Consider the following 17,218-nt stretch of genomic DNA (forward strand, 5'->3'; position numbering starts at 1 on the left):
GTTTTTGCGTTGTCTGCAAATTTGCAGGTCGGTTGTGACTTTAGTCCCCTGGCGGCGCGGGTGTAGCGGTCCATACTCAGGGTTCGCCCTTCAATAACAACAAGTACCGGGTTCCCTTCGATATGAGCTATCAGCACAGCTACGCCCATTCCATTTCCGACCCTGCCGCTTTCTGGGCGGAACAGGCCGCGCACCTGGCCTGGCACCGCAAGCCTGCCGTCATCCTGCAAGACAACCCTGACGGTACCCACCGCTGGTTCGCCGACGGCCGCCTGAACAGTTGCTACCTGGCCCTCGATCACCAGATCGAGCAGGGCCGTGGCGAGCAGTTGGCGCTGGTCTACGATTCGCCAGTCACCGGCGTGCAGCAGGCCTACACCTACAACCAGCTGCGCGATGAAGTGGCGCAACTGGCCGGTTTGCTGCGCCAGCTAGGGGTGACAAAGGGCGACGGGGTGATCATCTATATGCCCATGGTGCCGCAAGCGGCCATGGCCATGCTGGCCTGCGCGCGGATCGGTGCAGTGCATTCGGTGGTGTTCGGCGGCTTTGCCGCCAACGAGCTGGCTTTGCGCATCGATGACGCCCGGCCCACGCTGCTGTTGACGGCATCTTGCGGGCTGGAATTCGACAAGGTGATTGCCTATAAGCCGCTGGTCGACCGCGCCCTGCAGCTGGCCCGGCACCAGCCGCGCAATGTGCTGGTGCTGCAACGACCGCAGGCGCAGGCTGCACTGCACCCAGGCCGCGACCTGGACTGGCAGGCAGCGTTGGCCGGCGCCCAGCCGGTGGCACCGGTCGAGCTGGATGCCGGCGACCCGCTGTACATCATGTACACCTCGGGTACCACCGGCAAACCCAAGGGCATCGTCCGGGAAAATGGCGGCAATGCCGTGGCGCTGTGCTATGCCATGCGCCATATCTATGGCATGCAGGCCGGCGACGTGTGGTGGGGCATTTCCGATGTAGGGTGGGTGGTCGGCCATTCGCTGATCGTCTATGGGCCGCTGATGAGCGGCTGCACCACCGTGTTTTACGAAGGCAAGCCGATCCGCACCCCGGATGCTTCGGCCTACTGGCGGGTGGTGGAGCAGTACAAGGTCAACGCGCTGTTCTGTGCGCCTACCGCCATGCGTGCCATCCGCAAGGAAGATCCGGAGGGCGAGTTGATCCGCAGGCACGACCTCAGCTCGCTGCGCCAGCTGTTCCTGGCGGGTGAGAAGCTCGATTCCAGCACCCATGAATGGCTGGAGCGGGTCACTGGCAAACCGGTGCACGACCACTGGTGGCAGACCGAGACCGGCTGGCCGGTCACCGCGCCCTGTGTGGGGCTGGAAGGCAGTGCGGCGAAGCCGGGCTCAAGCAACCGGGCGGTGCCGGGTTATCACGTGCGTGTGCTGGATGACGAGGGCCACTTGCTGGGCCCCAACCACCAGGGCTCGATCGTCATTGCCTTGCCACTGCCGCCTGGGTGCAGCCAGACCCTGTGGGGCGACCACGAGCGTTACTTGCAGGCTTACCTGCGCACCTACCCGGGGTATTACCACACGGGCGACGGCGGCTTTCTGGATGATGACGGTTTTGTCTACATCATGGGGCGCACGGATGACGTGATCAACGTGTCCGGGCACCGGCTGTCTACCGGCGAAATGGAGGACCTGGTGGCCTGCCACCCGGCAGTGGCCGAGTGTGCGGTGATTGGCGTTCATGATGAAATCAAGGGGCAAGTGCCGTTGGCGCTGGTTGTCCTCAAGGACGGCGAGGGCATTGCCGAGGCGCAGTTGCTGGTGGACCTGGTGGGTAGCGTGCGCGAGTCTATTGGCCCGCTGGCCTGTTTCAACCGGGTTCGGCTGGTGAAGCGGCTGCCCAAGACCCGCTCGGGGAAAATCTTGCGCGCGGTGCTGCGCAAGATTGCCGATGGGCAGGATTACGTACCGCCTTCTACCCTGGACGACCCGGCGGTGCTTGGGGAGATCGAGGCGGTGCTGGCGGATTTGCCCAGGGCGGGTTGATGCTTGACCTCAGGGCCTCATCGCCGGCAAGCCAGCCCCCACAGGTTGGTCACAGACCCTGAAGCCTGCGCGGTACCTGTGGGAGCCGGCTTGCCGGCGATGAGGCCGGTGCGGGCAATTCAGGTCTAGGGGGCTACCTGGTGCAGTTGCCCCAGCCGGCTGCGGGTACGCATCAGGTCGGCGAGTGGGCCGCCCAGGCTCTCTTCCAGCGGCCGTTTGCCAATCACCGTCACCTGTCGGTCCTGGTCATACAACACATCCACCAGGTTGACGAAGCGCTGCTGGGCCGCCAGCGAGCACTGCGCCAGGTCATCCAGCCCATCGATGATCCATTCATCGTACTGCTGCGCCAGCGCCAGGTAGTCGATCACCGCGGTGGCCTTTTCACACAAATCGTCAAAGCCAAGTACCACCCGCCGGCCATCGATAGCCAGCGCACGCAGCGGGCGTTTGTTCACTTCAAGCATGACCGGCTGCTCGTGCGGCACGCTCAGCACCTGGCGCTGTGCTGCCGTCCCTGGCCATACATAGTGGCCCTGGGTAAAACGCTGGTGCTCGCGATTGGCTGGCAAGCTACGGAAGTCGGTGTCGCCACCCACCTCCAGCACTTGCATGCGCCCGTTGATCAGACGGATTACCGGCAGGAAGCGCTCGTGGTACAGCGGGTTGGGCAATAGCCCTTCGGGCGCATAGTTGGAGGTCACCAGCAGGAACACGCCGCGGGCGAACAGCGCGTTGAACAAGCGGGTAAGCAGCATGGCATCGCCGATGTCATGCACGTGAAATTCGTCGAAGCACAACACCTGGCAGCCGCCCACCAGTTCGTCGAGGGTCGCGCCCAACGCATCGTCCAGGGCTCGATGGCGGTGCATGCCCTGATGAAGGCGGGCAAAGAAGTCATGAAAATGCAGGCGGCGCTTGGCCTCGACCGGCACCGCCTGGAAGAAGCCGTCCAGTAGCCAGCTCTTGCCGCGCCCCACCGCCCCATAGAGGTACAGGCTGCGCGGCTGGCCGTGTTCAAGCAGTACCAGTTGTTCGGCCATGCAGTGGATCACCTGTCGCTGGCCGTCACTGAGCTGGTAACCCCGGCTTCGGGCTTTGTCCTCGAACCCGTCAAGCAGTTCGCTCTGGTTGACGGGGGCGCCGCGCAGGCGCTGGCCAAGCTGGCGCAGTGGGGCAGGGATCCAGGCAGACACAGGCAACGCTCCTTGGGCGATGGCGGGGCAGCGTGCAGCTTGCCCGAGGGCGGCCGTTTTGACTAATACAGAAAGTGACCGGCAATGATCACTTCATGCGATAGGTCGGGCCGCACACCCGCTTTGCCTAGCCCTTGCGCTCCAGCTGGCGCTCAATCATGTACTTCACTGCCAGGCGGCGCTCCTTGAGGTGGCGCAGGTCTTCGTCGACGAAGTTGCCCGCCGAGATCGATTCGGCGGCCAGTACCTGGTTGTCGATGTCCACATACTCGTCCAGCAGCCGGTCAAGCGCCTTGTCCTGCTGGCGGCGTTGCTGGACGATTTCACGCGGGTAGTGCAGGTCCTGGTAGAGGTCGTGGGAGACAGGCATGAGGTCCTCCTTGGTCAATGCAATGGGCTTATCTGATTGGAAGGGAGGAATGCGATTGTGTTGAAGCGAAGCGGAAGGAAAGCGACGGATGGTCGTTCTCGCACCACTGAAATGACTAACCCGCTGTTTTTTGGTAATTTTTTTTCATCAGGGGGTTCACAGACCGAAAGTTTGTTGTTAAAGTGCCGCGCATTCCAAGACAACAACCCAGTTGTCACTCAGTTGGAATTGTCAGAGCAGCGAATGCTGCATCCGATACAGGGGCGTCGCCAAGCGGTAAGGCAGCAGGTTTTGATCCTGCCATGCGTTGGTTCGAATCCAGCCGCCCCTGCCATTTTTCAGATTAAAACGTATGTCACCCGGTGCTTAGAAAAATAGGCGCTGGGTTTTGTCGTTTCCGCAGTGTTCTCATCGATCCGCAGTCCCTGCAGAAGCGGCCTTGTGTTGCGATGGGCTGCGCAGCAGCCCCGGGGATCTGCAATCCTTGGGGCTGCCATGCAGCCCATCCGACCGGTCCGGCGCCCCGGCAAGGCCGCTCTTACAGCCGCGGCTTACCCGGTAATGCCCAGCATCTCGTTCAGCACCCTGGCCAGCTGATCACTCTGCACAGGCTTCTGGATCACCACGCTGCCCGGTAGCTCCAGCCCTTGCAGCTCTGCATAGCCAGTCAGGAACACCACCGGCAACTGGGGGTACCCTTCGCGCGCAGCCAACGCCAATTGTGCGCCGTTGAATTCGGGCATTGCGAAATCGGTAAGCAGCAGATCGATTTCATCGTCCAGCAACGCCAATGCCTGCTCGCCGCTGTGCGCCTGACGTACCTGGTAGCCATACTGGCGCAGCACATCGCCAAGCATGTCACGCACCAGATGGTCATCGTCCACCAGCAACACCGTGCGGTTGCGGCCACTTTCGCTGACTGGCTGGTTGAGCATCGGTACCACGGGCTCACTGACGGCCTGGTCCTTTACTGCTGGCAGGTACACCGCCACCTGGGTGCCCTGGCCAGGCGCGGTGTCGATGTGCACGCCTCCCCCGGACTGTTTGGCGAAGCCGAACACTTGGGCCAGACCCAGGCCCGAACCCTTGCCGATGTCTTTGGTGGTGAAAAACGGCTCGAATACCTTGGTCAGCACCTCTTCGTTCATGCCGCAGCCGGTATCGCGGATGCTCAGCATTACATACTCGCCGGGATCCGGATCTTCCGGGCGTTGCGGGCGGGTGTCGATGCGGGTGTTGCGGGTAGTCAGGGTCAGTTGGCCGCCGTCAGGCATGGCATCGCGGGCATTGATCGCCAGGTTCAGGATGATCATCTCTGTCTGGGTGGGGTCGGTCAGTGCCTGCCACAGGGCCTGGTCCAGGTCCAGGCGCACTGAGACGTTGCCCCCCAATGTGCGGCGCAACAGTTCTTCCAGGCCGGTCAGGGTCTGGTTGAGGTTAAGTGCTACCGGCTCCAGGCGCTGGCGGCGCGAGAAAGCCAGCAACTGCGACGTCAATTTGGCGCCACGCTCGCCCGCTTCGCGGATGTGGGTGAGGCGCGTGCGGGCCTTGTCCAGGTCGGCCTTGGCCAGGTCGCGCTCAAGGAAGCTGGCGCCGGTGAGGATCACCGTCAGCAGGTTGTTGAAGTCGTGGGCCACGCCAGCGGTCAGCTGGCCGACTGCTTCGAGCCGCTGCATCTGCTGCAGCGCCGCCTCGATGCGCTCGCGTTCGTTGATCTGTTCACGCAGGCGGGCGTTGGCCTCTGCAAGGCCCAAGGCGGCTTCGCGCTCGCTGGTGATGTCGCGTGCCACCACGTACAGCAGGGTGTCTTCAGGCACCACCACCCACGACAGCCAGCGTTGCTGGCCGCCGGCGTGCAGGATGCGGCCGACGAAACGTACGCTGGTACGGCCATGGGCGAGGGCGGCCAATTCGGTCAGCAGCAGTTCCTGGTCGGGCTCGGGCAGCAGGTGCAGCAATGACGTTTGGCTCAGGCGCTCGCGGGAGAAGCCCAGGCTGGCTTCCCATGCAGGGTTCAGTGCGACTGGGGTCAGGTCTTTGTTCAACACTGCCAGCAGGTCCTGCGACAGCTCCCAGGCACGGTCGCGTTCGCGGGTGCGGCGCTCGACCCTTTCTCCCAGCATCTCGTTGAGCTGACGCAGCGCCTGGGTGGCCAGGCGTTGCGTGTTGACGTCCTGCAGCACGCCGGAAAAACGCACGCACTGGCCATCGACGAACTGGCTCTGGCCGCTGCTGAGCAACCAGCGTGGTTCCAGGCCGTTGGGTTGCGCGATGCGAAATTCGACCCGATAGCGGCCGCCGCTCTCCGGGCGCATGGCGTGTTCCACGGCCTCACGTACCATTGGCAGGTCGTCCGGGTAGATGCCGTCGTAGAACACTTCAAGGCTCATTTCGGTGCTGACAGGCAGGCCGAACAGGATCTTGCAGCGGTCGTCCCACAGCAACAGGTGCTCTTGTGGGCGCAGGTCCCAGGTGCCCATGCCGGCGGCATCGATGGCAATCCGCGCACGTGCTTCGACGTCGACCAGGGCCTCTTCGGCGCGGCGCCGGCGCTGGCGTTCCTGCACTTCGGTCAGGGCCCGGCGTACCGCCTTGGGCAGCAGTGGCAGGTTCTTCTTCAGCACATAGTCAGTGGCGCCCAGGCGGATCATTTCCACCGCGTGCTCTTCGCCGTAGATGCCAGACAAGAAGATGAACGGAGTGTCCGGTGCCAAACGCTGCGAGATGGCCAGCACCTCGGTGCCAGACGACCCCGGCAGGACGCAGTCGCACAGGATCAGATCGTAGCGTGCCTCACGCAGGGCATGTTCAACCCCCACATGGTCGAACACAAGCTGTGACTGCACATGCAGCCCGCTGCGCTCCAGACGCATCAGGGTAAGCTCGGCGTCCATCGAGCTGTCTTCGACCATCAGCAGTTTCAATGGTGTTTGCTGCATCGTTGCGGCGGCCTCAATTGCTACCGCGACGATTCAGCCGCAGTGAGCCGGGTGGCGGTTCGTTAAGCACTGCCCAGAATATCCCGAGGTCGGAAATGGCGGCGACGAATTCCTTGAAATCTACCGGTTTGACCACGTAGGCGTTGACCCCAAGTTCATAGGCACGCAACAGGTCGGGCTCCTCCCGCGAGGAGGTCAGCATTACCGTGGGGATGCTGCGCAGTTCGGCAGTGGCGCGTACTTCCTTCAGCACTTCCAGGCCATCGACCTTGGGCAGTTTCAGGTCCAGCAACAGCACGGCAGGGTTGCCGTCATCGCGTGTGGCATAGCTGTTGCGGCGCAGCAGGTAGTCGAGTGCGTCGGCGCCATCGCGCAGCACGATGACCTCGTTGGCCAACTGGCTGCGTTCCAGGGCCAGCAGGGTCAGTTCCAGGTCCCGGGGGTTGTCTTCGACCAGCAGGATGGGTTTGAGCATGATAGTAGCGGTGCCTCAGGTAGCAGTGTTTCGGGGGAGGGTAAAGTGGAAGCTTGCGCCCTGGTCGGTCTGGCCTTCTGCCCAGACCCGGCCATCATGGCGCTCGATGATGCGGCGCACACTGGCAAGGCCAATCCCTGTGCCCTCGAAGTCTTCCATGCGGTGCAGGCGCTGGAATACACCGAACAGCTTGCTTGCATAGGCCATGTCGAAGCCCACGCCATTGTCGCGAATGCAGATCTCGGTTTCGCCCGGATGCAGCACCGCACTGATCGCGATGTGTGCAGGTGAACGGCCGCGCGTGTACTTGATTGCATTGGCGATCAGGTTGCGCAGCGCCAGGTTGATGAAGGCCGGATCGCCAATTACCTTGGGTAGCGGAGCGATGTCCCAAACGATTGCGCGGCCTTCGTAATCGGGGGCCAGCTCGCTGCGAATGGCATCGACCAGCGTATTGAGGTCCACGTCGGACAGGCGCAGGGCCGAGCGGCCCATCTGCGAGAAGTTGAGCAAGTTGTCGACCAGGCTACCGGCGAAGTTCGCCGCTTCGCCGATATGATTCAGGAAGCGCTTGCCGCGCTCGCTCAGGCCCTGGCCTTCCAGTTCGCCCAGCAGTTCGGTGTAGCCCGCGATGTGCCGCAGGGGGGCGCGCAGGTCGTGGGAAACACTGTAGGAAAACGCTTCGAGTTCCTTGTTCGAACGGCGCAGGTCACCCGCCAGCTGGGCCAGTTCTTCTGCTTTACGCAGGACGATGCCAAGCACGGCGGTGCGCAGTTCCAGTACGCCCTCGATCACCAGCGGGTCCCAAGGCTCGCTGTAGCCGCGCAGTTCTTCCTGCCAGCGTTCGAAACTGTGCCGCGGGTCGAGGTTGCCCTGCGGCCCGACCTGCTTGATCGGCTGGCCCGCCCAGTTCACCGTGCGCACTTGCTCTGGCCGGAACCACAGCAGGTAGTGCGAGTGGATCTGCGAGATGGCCACCGCCAGTACGCCGCCGGCATGGGCAGCGAGCTCGGGCAGGTCAGTGATGTCGCGGCGCACGTTGTCACTGTGGAATACAGTGTCTTCGCCGCGCTGGCCAAGCCAGTGCACCAGCGCGGTCACCTGGGCTTCAGGCGGCGTCTGGCCGATCAGGTCACAGCGTTCGGCCGAGATGACGGCGGCGCCCTGGGCATCGGCAAAAGCCAGCAACACCTGGGGCAGGTCACGCAGGCCATCACTGACGCTGTCGTGGTCGGCCATGGACGAAATCATGCGCACGATGTGTTGGCGCAATGCCAGCAGCTTGCGCGTGTTGGCATGGGACTCGCGCGATTCGATCTGCAGCGACAGCACACTGGCCAGCAACTCGCAGGCTGTGCGGGTACGCAGGTCCACCGCGCGCGGCTGTTGATGGTGGCAGGACACCAGCCCCCACAGCTCGCCGTCGACCACGATCGACAGCGACATCGAAGCCAGCGTACCCATGTTGCGCATGTATTGCAGGTGCACCGGCGAGACACTGCGCAGCGCGGCAAAACTCATGTCCAGTGCCTTGCCGGTGCGTGGGTTGAGCGCCGGGAGCAGGGGCGAGGGTTGATAGTTGGCATCCTCGATCACGCGGATGCGGTTGACCCGGTACAGTTCGCGCGCCTGGCGCGGGATGTCTGCAGCCGGGAAGCACAACCCCAGGTAAGCGGGGTAACTTGGGTCAACCGCCTCGGCCAGTACCTGGCCGTTGCCCTCGGCATCGAAACGGTACGCCTTGACCCGGCCAAAGCCGGTAATGCGCTTGAGCTGCAACACCGTTTGCTGCAGCAGGTCTTCGAGGCTGCTGGCCAATTGCAGGCTGCCGACAAAGTTGCGCACCAGCGGGTAATAGTCGCCTTGCCCCGCCAGTTCCGGCGATAAACACGGAGGTTCGAATTCGGCAATCAGTACGTCGTCGTGGCCGTGCACCAGCAAATGCAGCGGGGTGCCGTAAGGCGCACCTTGGGACAAGCGCACATCCCCGATGTGAAAGGGGAAGATTTCATCTTCAGGCAGCCGTGCCAGTTGCGTGTGCAGGTCAAAGCCATCGTTGACCAGGTTGGCGAAAGGGCAACCGATCAGTTCACGGGCCGGCAAGCCCAGCCAGTGCTCGACGTTTTCACTGGCCTGCAGCACGCACAGGTCGATGGGGTCCAGCACCAGCAGAAAACCGTGGGGCTGGACGCTGCTCGGCACGTGGATAGGTTCCCGGGCACAGCGCTCCATGGCTTCTGCCAGCGTGGTGTCTGCAGTCATCAATGAAAACGCTCCTGTCATGTCCGTCCATGTATGGCATAGGCGCCTGGCGCTGGATGAACGCTCTTCAGCCTACCAGAAACCAGGCACATTTACCGGCCCTCGGCCATTGGAGACATGGAGTTCGCCTGTGGTTCTGCGCCGTTTCGGGTTTTTTTTAACGGGGCGCTATCGCTTTATCGCTAATACCAAAAAACGGTTGGGTGCCACCGTCGTTGCCCTGCCTCACTGCTACGCTCTGTTCAGGACGTTTCGACAAGGATAACAAGGTGACGGAGCGCTTAATGGCAGCGGTATTGGGCCTGTTGTTCAGCGGCAGTACCGTAGCAGCGGATTTTCTTGTGGAAGTGCGTGTGCTGGTGCAGCGCGGTTGCATGCTGGTCAACCAGCCCCGCGACGCGGGTGCCCAGGCCCTCGGGCGCATTGACCTGGGCTCGTCGGCACGCCTGGACGGCCCCGGCGCGCCGATGAGCGGTGTTTTGCTCAGCCAGCGTCCCCCGCGCCTTGAATGCAATCCGGACACGCCGTATCAGGTGCGTGTCGATGGTGGCCAGCATGGTGGCGCCGGCGAGCTGCGCTACCTGGCCAGCGACGACCGCACGGCTCGGCCCATCCCCTATCGCTTGTACCGCGACGCTGCCTGGCGTGAGCCGCTTGCGGTAGGGGTCGCCCAGTCGGCAAGGGTGCCGGGCAGTGGCTCGGTGGAGCTGCCGTTGTACGCACGCATCGACAAACTGGCGTGGGTGCCGAATGCAGGGGTTTACGCCGACCTGCTTAAAGTCACGGTCACCTGGTAGGGACGCCGCCATGCTCAAGGACGCCACGCCATGAACCGCATCTCGATCTTGTTGCTAACCCTTGGCCCGCTGCTGGTTCCCGGCGGTGAGGTGCACGGCAGCACCACCGGTTTCATCCAGGCGCGGTTGGTGATCAGTGCAGCCTGCCAGATCAGCAGCAACGACACGCAACCGGCTGTGCTGGGCAACCCAGGGGTGCTGGATTTTGGCGAGCGCGGCCCGAACTGGGACCAGCCCCTGCGCAGCCGGGTTGATGAGGCGGGCGGCGCGGGCACCCTGCAGATCAGCTGCACGCCCGAAGTGCGGGCCTTTAATGTACGGATCAATGGTGGACTGAATGGCGACGACGGGGTGCGCCGGTTGAGTAATGGCCGAGAACTCATCCCTTATCAACTGGCGGTCGACCCAGGCGGTAATAGCCGCTACGCCATCGGCCAAGCGCGTGCTTTTACCATCAACAGCACCCAGCAGGTGCCAATCCCGATTTATGGCGTGGTAGTGGCACCAGCGCGTGCACTGCCGGCCGGGCTGTACCGCGACACCCTCAGAGTGACCCTGGACTGGTAACCACGCAAGGAGACTCCGATGCGAACGAACCTTACATGCTGCATGCTCGCAGGCCTGGGCCTGGCCTTGGCTTCACAGGCCCAGGCCGCCACGGTGACCGGCAGCATCAACTCGACCCTGACGCTTATTTCGGCGTGCCAGGTAAATGGTAGTTCGGGGACGTCGGGGCTCAACTTCGGTGCCTTGAACTTCGGTACCCAGGATGCCTTGTTCGTCACCGCCAATGCCCAGGTGCTCGGCGGCGGCGGCGGTGCCATGAGCATCCTGTGCTCGGCGGGTACGGTGCCTGCGATCAAGGTGCGCGCAGGCCTGCATGACGGCCAGTCGAGCGGTGGCACGCGTGCGCTCGCCGATGGGGCCGGCAACTTTGTGCCGTATGACCTGTACACCGACACCGGGCGCACGACCTTACTGGCCATTGACGGCACCATCACCCTGCCGACCAGCACGGGCGTGGCCCAGACCGTCAACCTCTACGGCAAGGCCGTGGGCAAGGCGGGCCTGCCTGCAGGAGTCTACAGCGACACCATCTCGGTCGAACTGTCGTTCTGAGCCATGCGCGGCTGGCTGGCAGGTGGCATGACCGGAGTCGGCATGCTGTTGGCCGCCCCGTTGGGGGCGGTGACCACCAGTACCTTCACAGTCACAGCGCAGGTGGTTGCCGGGTGCCTGGTGGTGGGCGGTGTCACCAGTTACGGCACGCTCGATTATGGCTCACAGTCGGCGCTTTCCAAGGGGTTGCTCAGCACGTCGCTGGGTGGCACTACAGTGACCTTCCAGTGCACGCCGGGCGTGGCCATGAGCATGAGCCTGGACGGTGGGCAGAACAGTGCCAGTGGCACACGCAATTTGAAGCGCACCTCCGGCACGCAAGTGCTGGCTTACCAGTTGTACCGGGACGCGGCCTACAGCCAGAGCCTGGGCATCGGCCAAAGCGTGGCCGTGAGCTATTCCGACCCGACGGCGATCAAGCTGCCGGTCTACGGGCGGGTCCAGCTGACCGGCGTGCTGCCGGCTGGGACCTACACCGATGTGGTGCAAGTGACGGTGACCTGGTAATCGCCAGCGCCACCAACGACAAGTGTTTAAGGAGAGCTGCATGCGGGCAGGCGCGAAGTGGGCGCGTGGATTGATAGGCTTGTTCTGGCTGGCGAGCCTGCCGGCCGGGGCAGCCACCTCGGTGCTGATCTGGCCGATCGACCCGGTGCTGGAGGCCGACCAGAAGGCCGGTGCACTGTGGCTGGAAAACCGGGGCACTGCGCCGGCCAACCTGCAGGTGCGGGTATTCGCCTGGCGCCAGGGTGATTATCAGGAGCAGTTCCAGGCGCAGCGCGAGATCATCGGCAGCCCGCCTGTCGCGAACATTGCCCCCGGGCAAAAGCAGCTGATCCGCCTGACCCGAACTGGCCCTTCACCTGCCGGCCAGGAGCAGGCCTACCGCATCATCATCGACGAGATCCCGCCCGCCATCCCGGTCGACAAGGCCGAGCCCGGTGCCACGGCGGCGATTCGTTTGCAGATGCGTTATTCGGTGCCGCTGTTCGTTTATGGCGAAGGGCTTTGGGGTAAGGCCGACCCTGAAGGCAAACGCAATGCCGAGGGCGTGGGCAAGCCGCAGGTCAGCTGGCGGCCGGTGACGGTGCAGGGCAAACCTTACGTTGAACTGCGTAACACCGGCCCCGTGCATGCGCGGCTGACCGATGTAGTGGTGCAGCAAGGCAGCCAGAGCAAGCCACTGGCTGAAGGCCTGTTGGGCTATGTGCTACCGGGCGCCAGCATGCGCTGGCCTGCTCCCATGGCGGCCTCCAGCGGCAGCGTGCTGAAGGGCAGGGTCAATGGCCAGAGCGCAGCGGACGCCATCCGCCAAGGCCAATGAGTCAACGATTGAATGCAGTGCAGGGGCCAGGGAGGACCCGGCAATGGTTGGAAACCGTGTGTGAAATGGCTCTTGGCGACGACGCGCCGCAGGTGCCTGTTGCTGGCCATGGCCAGCCCGGTGCTGGCGCTGGCCGACGACCTGCCCCCGCCACCCACGGAGATGTCCGCCATCGCCGACGCTACCCTGTACCTCGACCTGGTGGTGAACCAGATGCCAAGGGCTGAACTGGTGCCGGTGCAGCAGCGGGCCGGGCAGTTGTACCTGGGCAGCGAGGTATTGCGGGCAGCCGGTATCTCGTTACCGGGCAACCCCCAAGGCGAGGTAGCCCTGGAAAGCATCGCGGGGCTACACACCGACTATGACAGCCAGAACCAGCGTTTGCTGTTGCAGGTACCACCGGCCTGGTTGCCAGACCAGCAGGTGGGTGATCGCAACCTGTACCCGGCCAGCGACGCGCGCAGCAGTTTCGGCGCCCTGTTCAATTACGACCTCTACCTGAACGACACCGATGAAGGCGGCACCTACCTGGCAGCCTGGAACGAGCTGCGCCTGTTCGACAGTTGGGGGACCTTTTCCAGTACCGGGCAATGGCGCCAGTCATTCAATGGCGCGCAGGCGGACGATACCCGCCAAGGCTTCATGCGTTACGACACCACCTGGCGCTTCACCGACGAACAGCGCCTGCTCACTTACGAAGCCGGTGATTTCGTGACCGGGGCCTTGCCATGGAGCAGTTCTGTGCGGGTAGGCGGCGTGCAGCTGTCGCGCGACTTCGCTGCGCGCCCCGATCTGGTCACTTACCCGTTGCCGGCGTTCGCAGGCGAAGCAGCGGTGCCGACATCGCTCGACCTGTTCATAAACGGGTTCAAGTCCAGCACCACCGAGCTGCAGCCGGGCCCGTACACCCTGACCAACGTGCCGTTCATCAATGGTGCCGGGGAGGCGGTGGTGGTCACCACGGACGCCCTGGGCCGGCAGGTGTCGACCACCTTGCCGTTCTATGTCACCAGCAGCTTGCTGCAGAAGGGCCTTTCTGACTACTCGGTGGCCGCCGGTAGCCTGCGGCGTGATTACGCCGTGCGCGATTTCAGCTACGGGCCGGGTGTTGCCTCGGGCAGCCTGCGCTACGGGCTCAGCGACACCTTCACCCTGGAAACCCACGCCGAAACAGCCGAGTCGCTAATGCTTGGCGGCTTGGGCGGCAACATGCGCCTGGGCACCTTCGGCGTGCTCAACGCCGCCTTGGCGCAAAGCCGCTTCGACGGTGACACAGGCCACCAGGTTGCCCTCGGTTACCAGTACAACAGCCAGCGCATCGGCTTCAGCTACCAGCGCCTGCAACGCCGCGGCGACTATGCCGACCTGACCCGGGTCGACTCCCAGGACATGCAACTGAGCAAAAGCAGCGAACAGGTCACCCTCAGCCTCAACCTGAACGAGTACGGCAGCATTGGCGCCGGTTACTTCGACGTGCGCGCCGGGGATGGCACGCGTACCCGGCTGATCAACCTGAGCTACAGCAGGCCGCTATGGGGCAGCAGCAGTGTGTACCTGTCTGCCAACCGTGAAGTGGGTGACAGCCAGTGGGCCGTGCAGGCGCAACTGGTGATCCCGTTCGACCTGCACGGCACCCTGGCGCTGGGCATGGAGCGCAGCAAAGAAGGCGAGACCCTGCAACGGGTGAACTACAGCCATGCGGTGCCGGCGGGTGTCGGCGTCGGCTACAACCTGGGCTATGCGGCAGGCAGCGACCGTGATGCCTACCGGCAGGCAGACGTCACCTGGCGCTTGCAGTCGGTGCAGTTGCAAGCCGGTGTGTATGGCAGCAGCGGCGAGATGACACGCTGGGCCGATGCCAGTGGCTCCCTGGTGTGGATGGATGCCGGGGTGTTCGCCGCCAACCGCATCGACGATGCCTTCGTGGTGGTCAGTACCGCAGGCTACGCCGATGTGCCGGTGCGCTATGAAAACCAGGAGATCGGCCGTACCGATGGCAATGGGCACTTGCTGGTGCCGTACAGCAGCGGTTACTACCGTGGCAAATATGAAATCGACCCCATGGACCTGCCGCCGGACGTCCTCGCGCCAAGCGTCGAGCAGCGGGTGGCGGTACGACGGGGCAGTGGCTACCTGCTGGAGTTCCCGCTCAAGCGTGTGATGGCGGCCAGTGTCGAACTGGTGGACAGCAACCAGCAGGCGCTCAAGCTGGGTAGCCGCGTTACCCATGCTGAAAGCGGCAGCCAGGCGGTGGTCGGTTGGGATGGGCTGGTGTACCTGGAGAACCTCTCGCCGCATAACAGCCTGCAGGTAGAGGTTGAGGGTGGTGGACAGTGTGAGGTGGCCTTCGACCTGCCCAAGGCTGAAGGTTCGATCCCCCTGATTGGCCCGTTGGTATGCAGATGAAGACGGGTTGGCGCATGTTGTCGGCCGTTATACTGCTGCTGTGGGCTGGCTCGGCCTGGGCCAAGTGCACGGTAGTGTCGACCTTGCCGGTGCTGTTCGGCGCAGTCAATTCGACCCAGGTACGCCTGGCCAGCCAAGCCGCCTCTACCAGCAACGCGGGCTTGCAGTGCAACGGAACGGTGCTGAGTGTGCTCAGCAGCAGTGACTCGTTCAAGCTGACCGTGACCCCGGCCACTGGCGGGTTGGTAGGGCCTACTGGTGATGTTATCCCTTACACCCTGTATGCCGATGCCACCACCAACTTCCCGATTACCCGGAATGTAGCCTTCGAGTTTGGTCGCACCGGTATTCTCGACCTGCTCGGCCTGCTCAACGGCACGCCCAAGGCGGTGCCGCTCTATATCCGCACACAGATTGGCAGTAACGTTGCAGCGGGGTTGTACCAGGAAACCCTGTCGCTGGGGTGGGCATGGAACTATTGCGAAGGGATTGCCATCGGTGGGCTTTGCATCGGGCGTGACAATAGCGCTGGCTCTGCAAGCCTTACCGTGAGCCTGACCGTGACGAACGACTGCCAGATCACCACGCCTGACATCAATTTCGCCAGCGCCCCGGTGGTGGCCGGGTTCGGCACAGTAAGCCAGAGCCTGAGCGTTTCGTGCACCAAGGGCAGCAGCTATACGGTGGGCTTGAATGATGGGCAGAACGTGGCCAATGGTCGCCGGCGAATGAAGTCGGCGGCCAACAACTACCTGGCGTATGACATCTTCAAAAGTTCCGGGACGGTGCGCTGGGGTTCATCGGGTGCCGCCAGACGCTCCAGCACGGATGCCGACGTAAACCCCGGCGCGGGTACAGGCACGGGTAGCCAGGTGTTCAACTACAACGCCAAGGTCTATACCGACCAGGCTACACCGCCGGCAGCCACCTATTCCGACAGCGTGATACTGGATGTGCAGTTTTGACTGAATCCCATTCCTGCCTCGGTTCCCTGTAGGAACGGCCTTGTGTCGCGACAGGGCTGCGCAGCAGCCCCGAGATGGCAGACCCAGCACCGATTGCCGGGGCCGCGTGAGGCAAGGCTAGCGCAAGTCGCCAACCATCTCCGCCAGGGTCTTCAGCACCGCTCCGGCCAGTGCCTTCGAGCGCGCCCCCGACCAGCCGGCAACCGCATCGGGCGCGTCGTCGTGGTCCTTGAACGGCATCTCCAGCGTCAGCGACAGGCAGTCATGGGCCATGCCCACGGCATTGCAGGCCAACGTGGTATTCGCCTGCCCGGGCTCGTCGCGGGTATAGCCGTGCACGGTCTGGAAGTCGCGGGTCACGCTGCACAAAAGGCTGCGGAACTGCTCTTCGAGTTTTGCCAGCCGTGGGGTGTAGCCCGGGTTGCCCTCACAGGCGGCGGTGAATACGTGCGGAATTTCTTCGTCACCATGCACGTCAATGAACGCATCCACGCCGTACCGCTTCATCTGCGCCTGGGCGAAGAATACCTCCGGCGTCAGCTCGACGCTGGCGTCCTGCCAGGCACGGTTGAGGTCCTTGCCCTTGAAATTGGTGCGCAGGTGACCGAGGAACGTGCCGTCGGGGTTCATGTTGGGGATCAGGTACAGGTCGGCCTTGGCCAGCAAGCCCTGGAGCACCTCGTCGTTGGCTTGCAGGCGGTCGATCACGCCTTCCATGAACCATTCGGCCATGTGCTCACCCGGGTGCTGCTGGGCAATCAGCCACAGCTTGCGCTTGCCTGCCGCGCCATCGCCGGCTCGCAGCAGGGGAATATCGCGGCCCTGCACACTGCGACCGCTGGCCAGCAACTCGACCCCAGGGATTTGGCGAGCACGCTCGATCAGCTGGTTGTGACGCGCGCGTGGGTAGGGTTCGAAGTAGGCGAACCAGATCTGGTCCTGCTCCGCTGTTACTTCGAACGACAGCGCTGTGCCGTCGAACTGGCTGGGCACGCGGAACCAGGTTTGCTGGTCGTAGGAGGCCACCGCGTTGTAACCGCTCCAGGCGTTTTTGTACGAGGAGCCGGAAGCGTTGTCGAGGCTGAAGCGATAGACCTGGCCCGGCGTCAGTCCACTGACCTTGAAGTGGAACCACTGATAGTGGCCGCTGTGGGTATCCGGCCGGATGGCCAGGTGCACCTGGGCAGGGTTGCTGGCATCCAGTACCTGGATGTTGCCGGAATCGAAAGCGCAGTCGATCTGCAGGGGGGACAGCGTCACGGTCATGTGCCGGGCTCCTTTGCGGGCGTTGTTGTAGGGGTACTGTACACGGCTTGGCAGGGTTACTGCGCGCGATCAGGTGATACGCGGGCC

General features: G+C 63.5%; 14 protein-coding genes and 1 tRNA gene. 9 read left to right on the top strand and 6 right to left on the bottom strand.

Annotation, left to right across the window (positions count from 1 at the left end; translation table 11 throughout):
• The first annotated feature begins 122 nt into the window (after window positions 1-122).
• Complete coding sequence (locus OZ911_RS09910; RefSeq protein WP_070086769.1) at window positions 123-2,012, top strand: propionyl-CoA synthetase; 1,890 nt, start codon at window positions 123-125, stop codon at window positions 2,010-2,012.
• A 125-nt stretch (window positions 2,013-2,137) separates the two neighbouring features.
• Here OZ911_RS09910 and zapE read toward each other — a convergent pair whose 3' ends face one another.
• On the bottom strand, window positions 2,138-3,208 hold the full coding sequence (gene zapE / locus OZ911_RS09915) for a cell division protein ZapE (protein WP_070086768.1): 1,071 nt from the start codon (window positions 3,206-3,208) through the stop codon (window positions 2,138-2,140).
• Window positions 3,209-3,335: 127 nt separating this feature from the next.
• Complete coding sequence (locus tag OZ911_RS09920) at window positions 3,336-3,578, bottom strand: hypothetical protein (RefSeq protein WP_016485928.1); 243 nt, start codon at window positions 3,576-3,578, stop codon at window positions 3,336-3,338.
• 259 nt (window positions 3,579-3,837) lie between these two features.
• Here OZ911_RS09920 and OZ911_RS09925 point away from each other — a divergent pair.
• A tRNA-Gln gene (locus tag OZ911_RS09925) sits at window positions 3,838-3,912 on the top strand.
• Window positions 3,913-4,129: 217 nt separating this feature from the next.
• On the opposite strand, the gene OZ911_RS09930 is transcribed toward OZ911_RS09925, so the two are convergent.
• The 3 genes from OZ911_RS09930 to OZ911_RS09940 are packed head-to-tail and all read right to left on the bottom strand — an operon-like array spanning window position 4,130 to window position 9,254.
• Complete coding sequence (locus OZ911_RS09930) at window positions 4,130-6,517, bottom strand: hybrid sensor histidine kinase/response regulator (RefSeq protein ID WP_023048722.1); 2,388 nt, start codon at window positions 6,515-6,517, stop codon at window positions 4,130-4,132.
• 13 nt (window positions 6,518-6,530) lie between these two features.
• The gene (locus tag OZ911_RS09935; protein WP_016485929.1) at window positions 6,531-6,992 is read right to left on the bottom strand and encodes a response regulator; all 462 of its coding nucleotides are present in this window, start codon (window positions 6,990-6,992) and stop codon (window positions 6,531-6,533) included.
• A gap of 15 nt (window positions 6,993-7,007) precedes the next feature.
• Window positions 7,008-9,254, bottom strand: a complete 2,247-nt coding sequence (locus tag OZ911_RS09940; RefSeq protein ID WP_060518826.1) for an ATP-binding protein — start codon at window positions 9,252-9,254, stop codon at window positions 7,008-7,010.
• A 269-nt stretch (window positions 9,255-9,523) separates the two neighbouring features.
• On the opposite strand from OZ911_RS09940, the gene OZ911_RS09945 reads away from it, so the two are divergent.
• From OZ911_RS09945 to OZ911_RS09975, 7 genes are all read left to right on the top strand, one after another.
• Window positions 9,524-10,051: a Csu type fimbrial protein gene (locus OZ911_RS09945; RefSeq protein ID WP_016485931.1), complete on the top strand. Its 528-nt coding sequence runs from the start codon at window positions 9,524-9,526 to the stop codon at window positions 10,049-10,051.
• Between the two features lie 30 nt (window positions 10,052-10,081).
• The gene (locus tag OZ911_RS09950; RefSeq protein ID WP_016485932.1) at window positions 10,082-10,618 is read left to right on the top strand and encodes a Csu type fimbrial protein; all 537 of its coding nucleotides are present in this window, start codon (window positions 10,082-10,084) and stop codon (window positions 10,616-10,618) included.
• 18 nt (window positions 10,619-10,636) lie between these two features.
• Entirely contained in the window at window positions 10,637-11,170 is a 534-nt protein-coding gene (locus tag OZ911_RS09955) for a Csu type fimbrial protein (RefSeq protein ID WP_016485933.1), read from the top strand.
• Between the two features lie 3 nt (window positions 11,171-11,173).
• A complete protein-coding gene (locus tag OZ911_RS09960; RefSeq protein ID WP_016485934.1) occupies window positions 11,174-11,677 on the top strand; it encodes a Csu type fimbrial protein in 504 nt (167 codons plus the stop codon).
• Between the two features lie 40 nt (window positions 11,678-11,717).
• Window positions 11,718-12,494 carry a fimbrial biogenesis chaperone gene (locus OZ911_RS09965; RefSeq protein ID WP_016485935.1) on the top strand — a complete coding sequence of 259 codons (777 nt, stop codon included), beginning with the start codon at window positions 11,718-11,720 and terminating at the stop codon, window positions 12,492-12,494.
• Window positions 12,495-12,602: 108 nt separating this feature from the next.
• A complete protein-coding gene (locus OZ911_RS09970; protein ID WP_070086771.1) occupies window positions 12,603-14,900 on the top strand; it encodes a fimbria/pilus outer membrane usher protein in 2,298 nt (765 codons plus the stop codon).
• Window positions 14,891-15,865 carry a Csu type fimbrial protein gene (locus tag OZ911_RS09975; protein ID WP_023049350.1) on the top strand — a complete coding sequence of 325 codons (975 nt, stop codon included), beginning with the start codon at window positions 14,891-14,893 and terminating at the stop codon, window positions 15,863-15,865. The genes OZ911_RS09970 and OZ911_RS09975 overlap by 10 nt, the downstream gene beginning before the upstream one ends.
• A gap of 117 nt (window positions 15,866-15,982) precedes the next feature.
• Here the strand turns inward: OZ911_RS09975 and OZ911_RS09980 are convergent, their stop codons facing one another.
• A complete protein-coding gene (locus OZ911_RS09980) occupies window positions 15,983-17,131 on the bottom strand; it encodes a M14 family metallopeptidase (RefSeq protein WP_023049351.1) in 1,149 nt (382 codons plus the stop codon).
• Between the last annotated feature and the right edge of the window lie 87 nt (window positions 17,132-17,218).

Origin of the sequence: Pseudomonas fortuita, from assembly GCF_026898135.2 — a bacterium.
Taxonomy (GTDB): domain Bacteria; phylum Pseudomonadota; class Gammaproteobacteria; order Pseudomonadales; family Pseudomonadaceae; genus Aquipseudomonas; species Aquipseudomonas fortuita.

Excerpts from the sequence above, each read along its gene's own strand:
- OZ911_RS09910 (WP_070086769.1), top strand. The coding sequence starts at position 123 with ATGAGCTATCAGCACAGCTACGCCCATTCCATTTCCGACCCTGCCGCT.
- OZ911_RS09920 (WP_016485928.1), bottom strand. The coding sequence starts at position 3,578 with ATGCCTGTCTCCCACGACCTCTACCAGGACCTGCACTACCCGCGTGAA.
- OZ911_RS09930 (WP_023048722.1), bottom strand. The coding sequence starts at position 6,517 with ATGCAGCAAACACCATTGAAACTGCTGATGGTCGAAGACAGCTCGATG.
- OZ911_RS09935 (WP_016485929.1), bottom strand. The coding sequence starts at position 6,992 with ATGCTCAAACCCATCCTGCTGGTCGAAGACAACCCCCGGGACCTGGAA.
- OZ911_RS09940 (WP_060518826.1), bottom strand. The coding sequence starts at position 9,254 with ATGACTGCAGACACCACGCTGGCAGAAGCCATGGAGCGCTGTGCCCGG.
- OZ911_RS09950 (WP_016485932.1), top strand. The coding sequence starts at position 10,082 with ATGAACCGCATCTCGATCTTGTTGCTAACCCTTGGCCCGCTGCTGGTT.
- OZ911_RS09955 (WP_016485933.1), top strand. The coding sequence starts at position 10,637 with ATGCGAACGAACCTTACATGCTGCATGCTCGCAGGCCTGGGCCTGGCC.
- OZ911_RS09960 (WP_016485934.1), top strand. The coding sequence starts at position 11,174 with ATGCGCGGCTGGCTGGCAGGTGGCATGACCGGAGTCGGCATGCTGTTG.
- OZ911_RS09965 (WP_016485935.1), top strand. The coding sequence starts at position 11,718 with ATGCGGGCAGGCGCGAAGTGGGCGCGTGGATTGATAGGCTTGTTCTGG.
- OZ911_RS09970 (WP_070086771.1), top strand. The coding sequence starts at position 12,603 with ATGGCCAGCCCGGTGCTGGCGCTGGCCGACGACCTGCCCCCGCCACCC.
- OZ911_RS09975 (WP_023049350.1), top strand. The coding sequence starts at position 14,891 with ATGCAGATGAAGACGGGTTGGCGCATGTTGTCGGCCGTTATACTGCTG.
- OZ911_RS09980 (WP_023049351.1), bottom strand. The coding sequence starts at position 17,131 with ATGACCGTGACGCTGTCCCCCCTGCAGATCGACTGCGCTTTCGATTCC.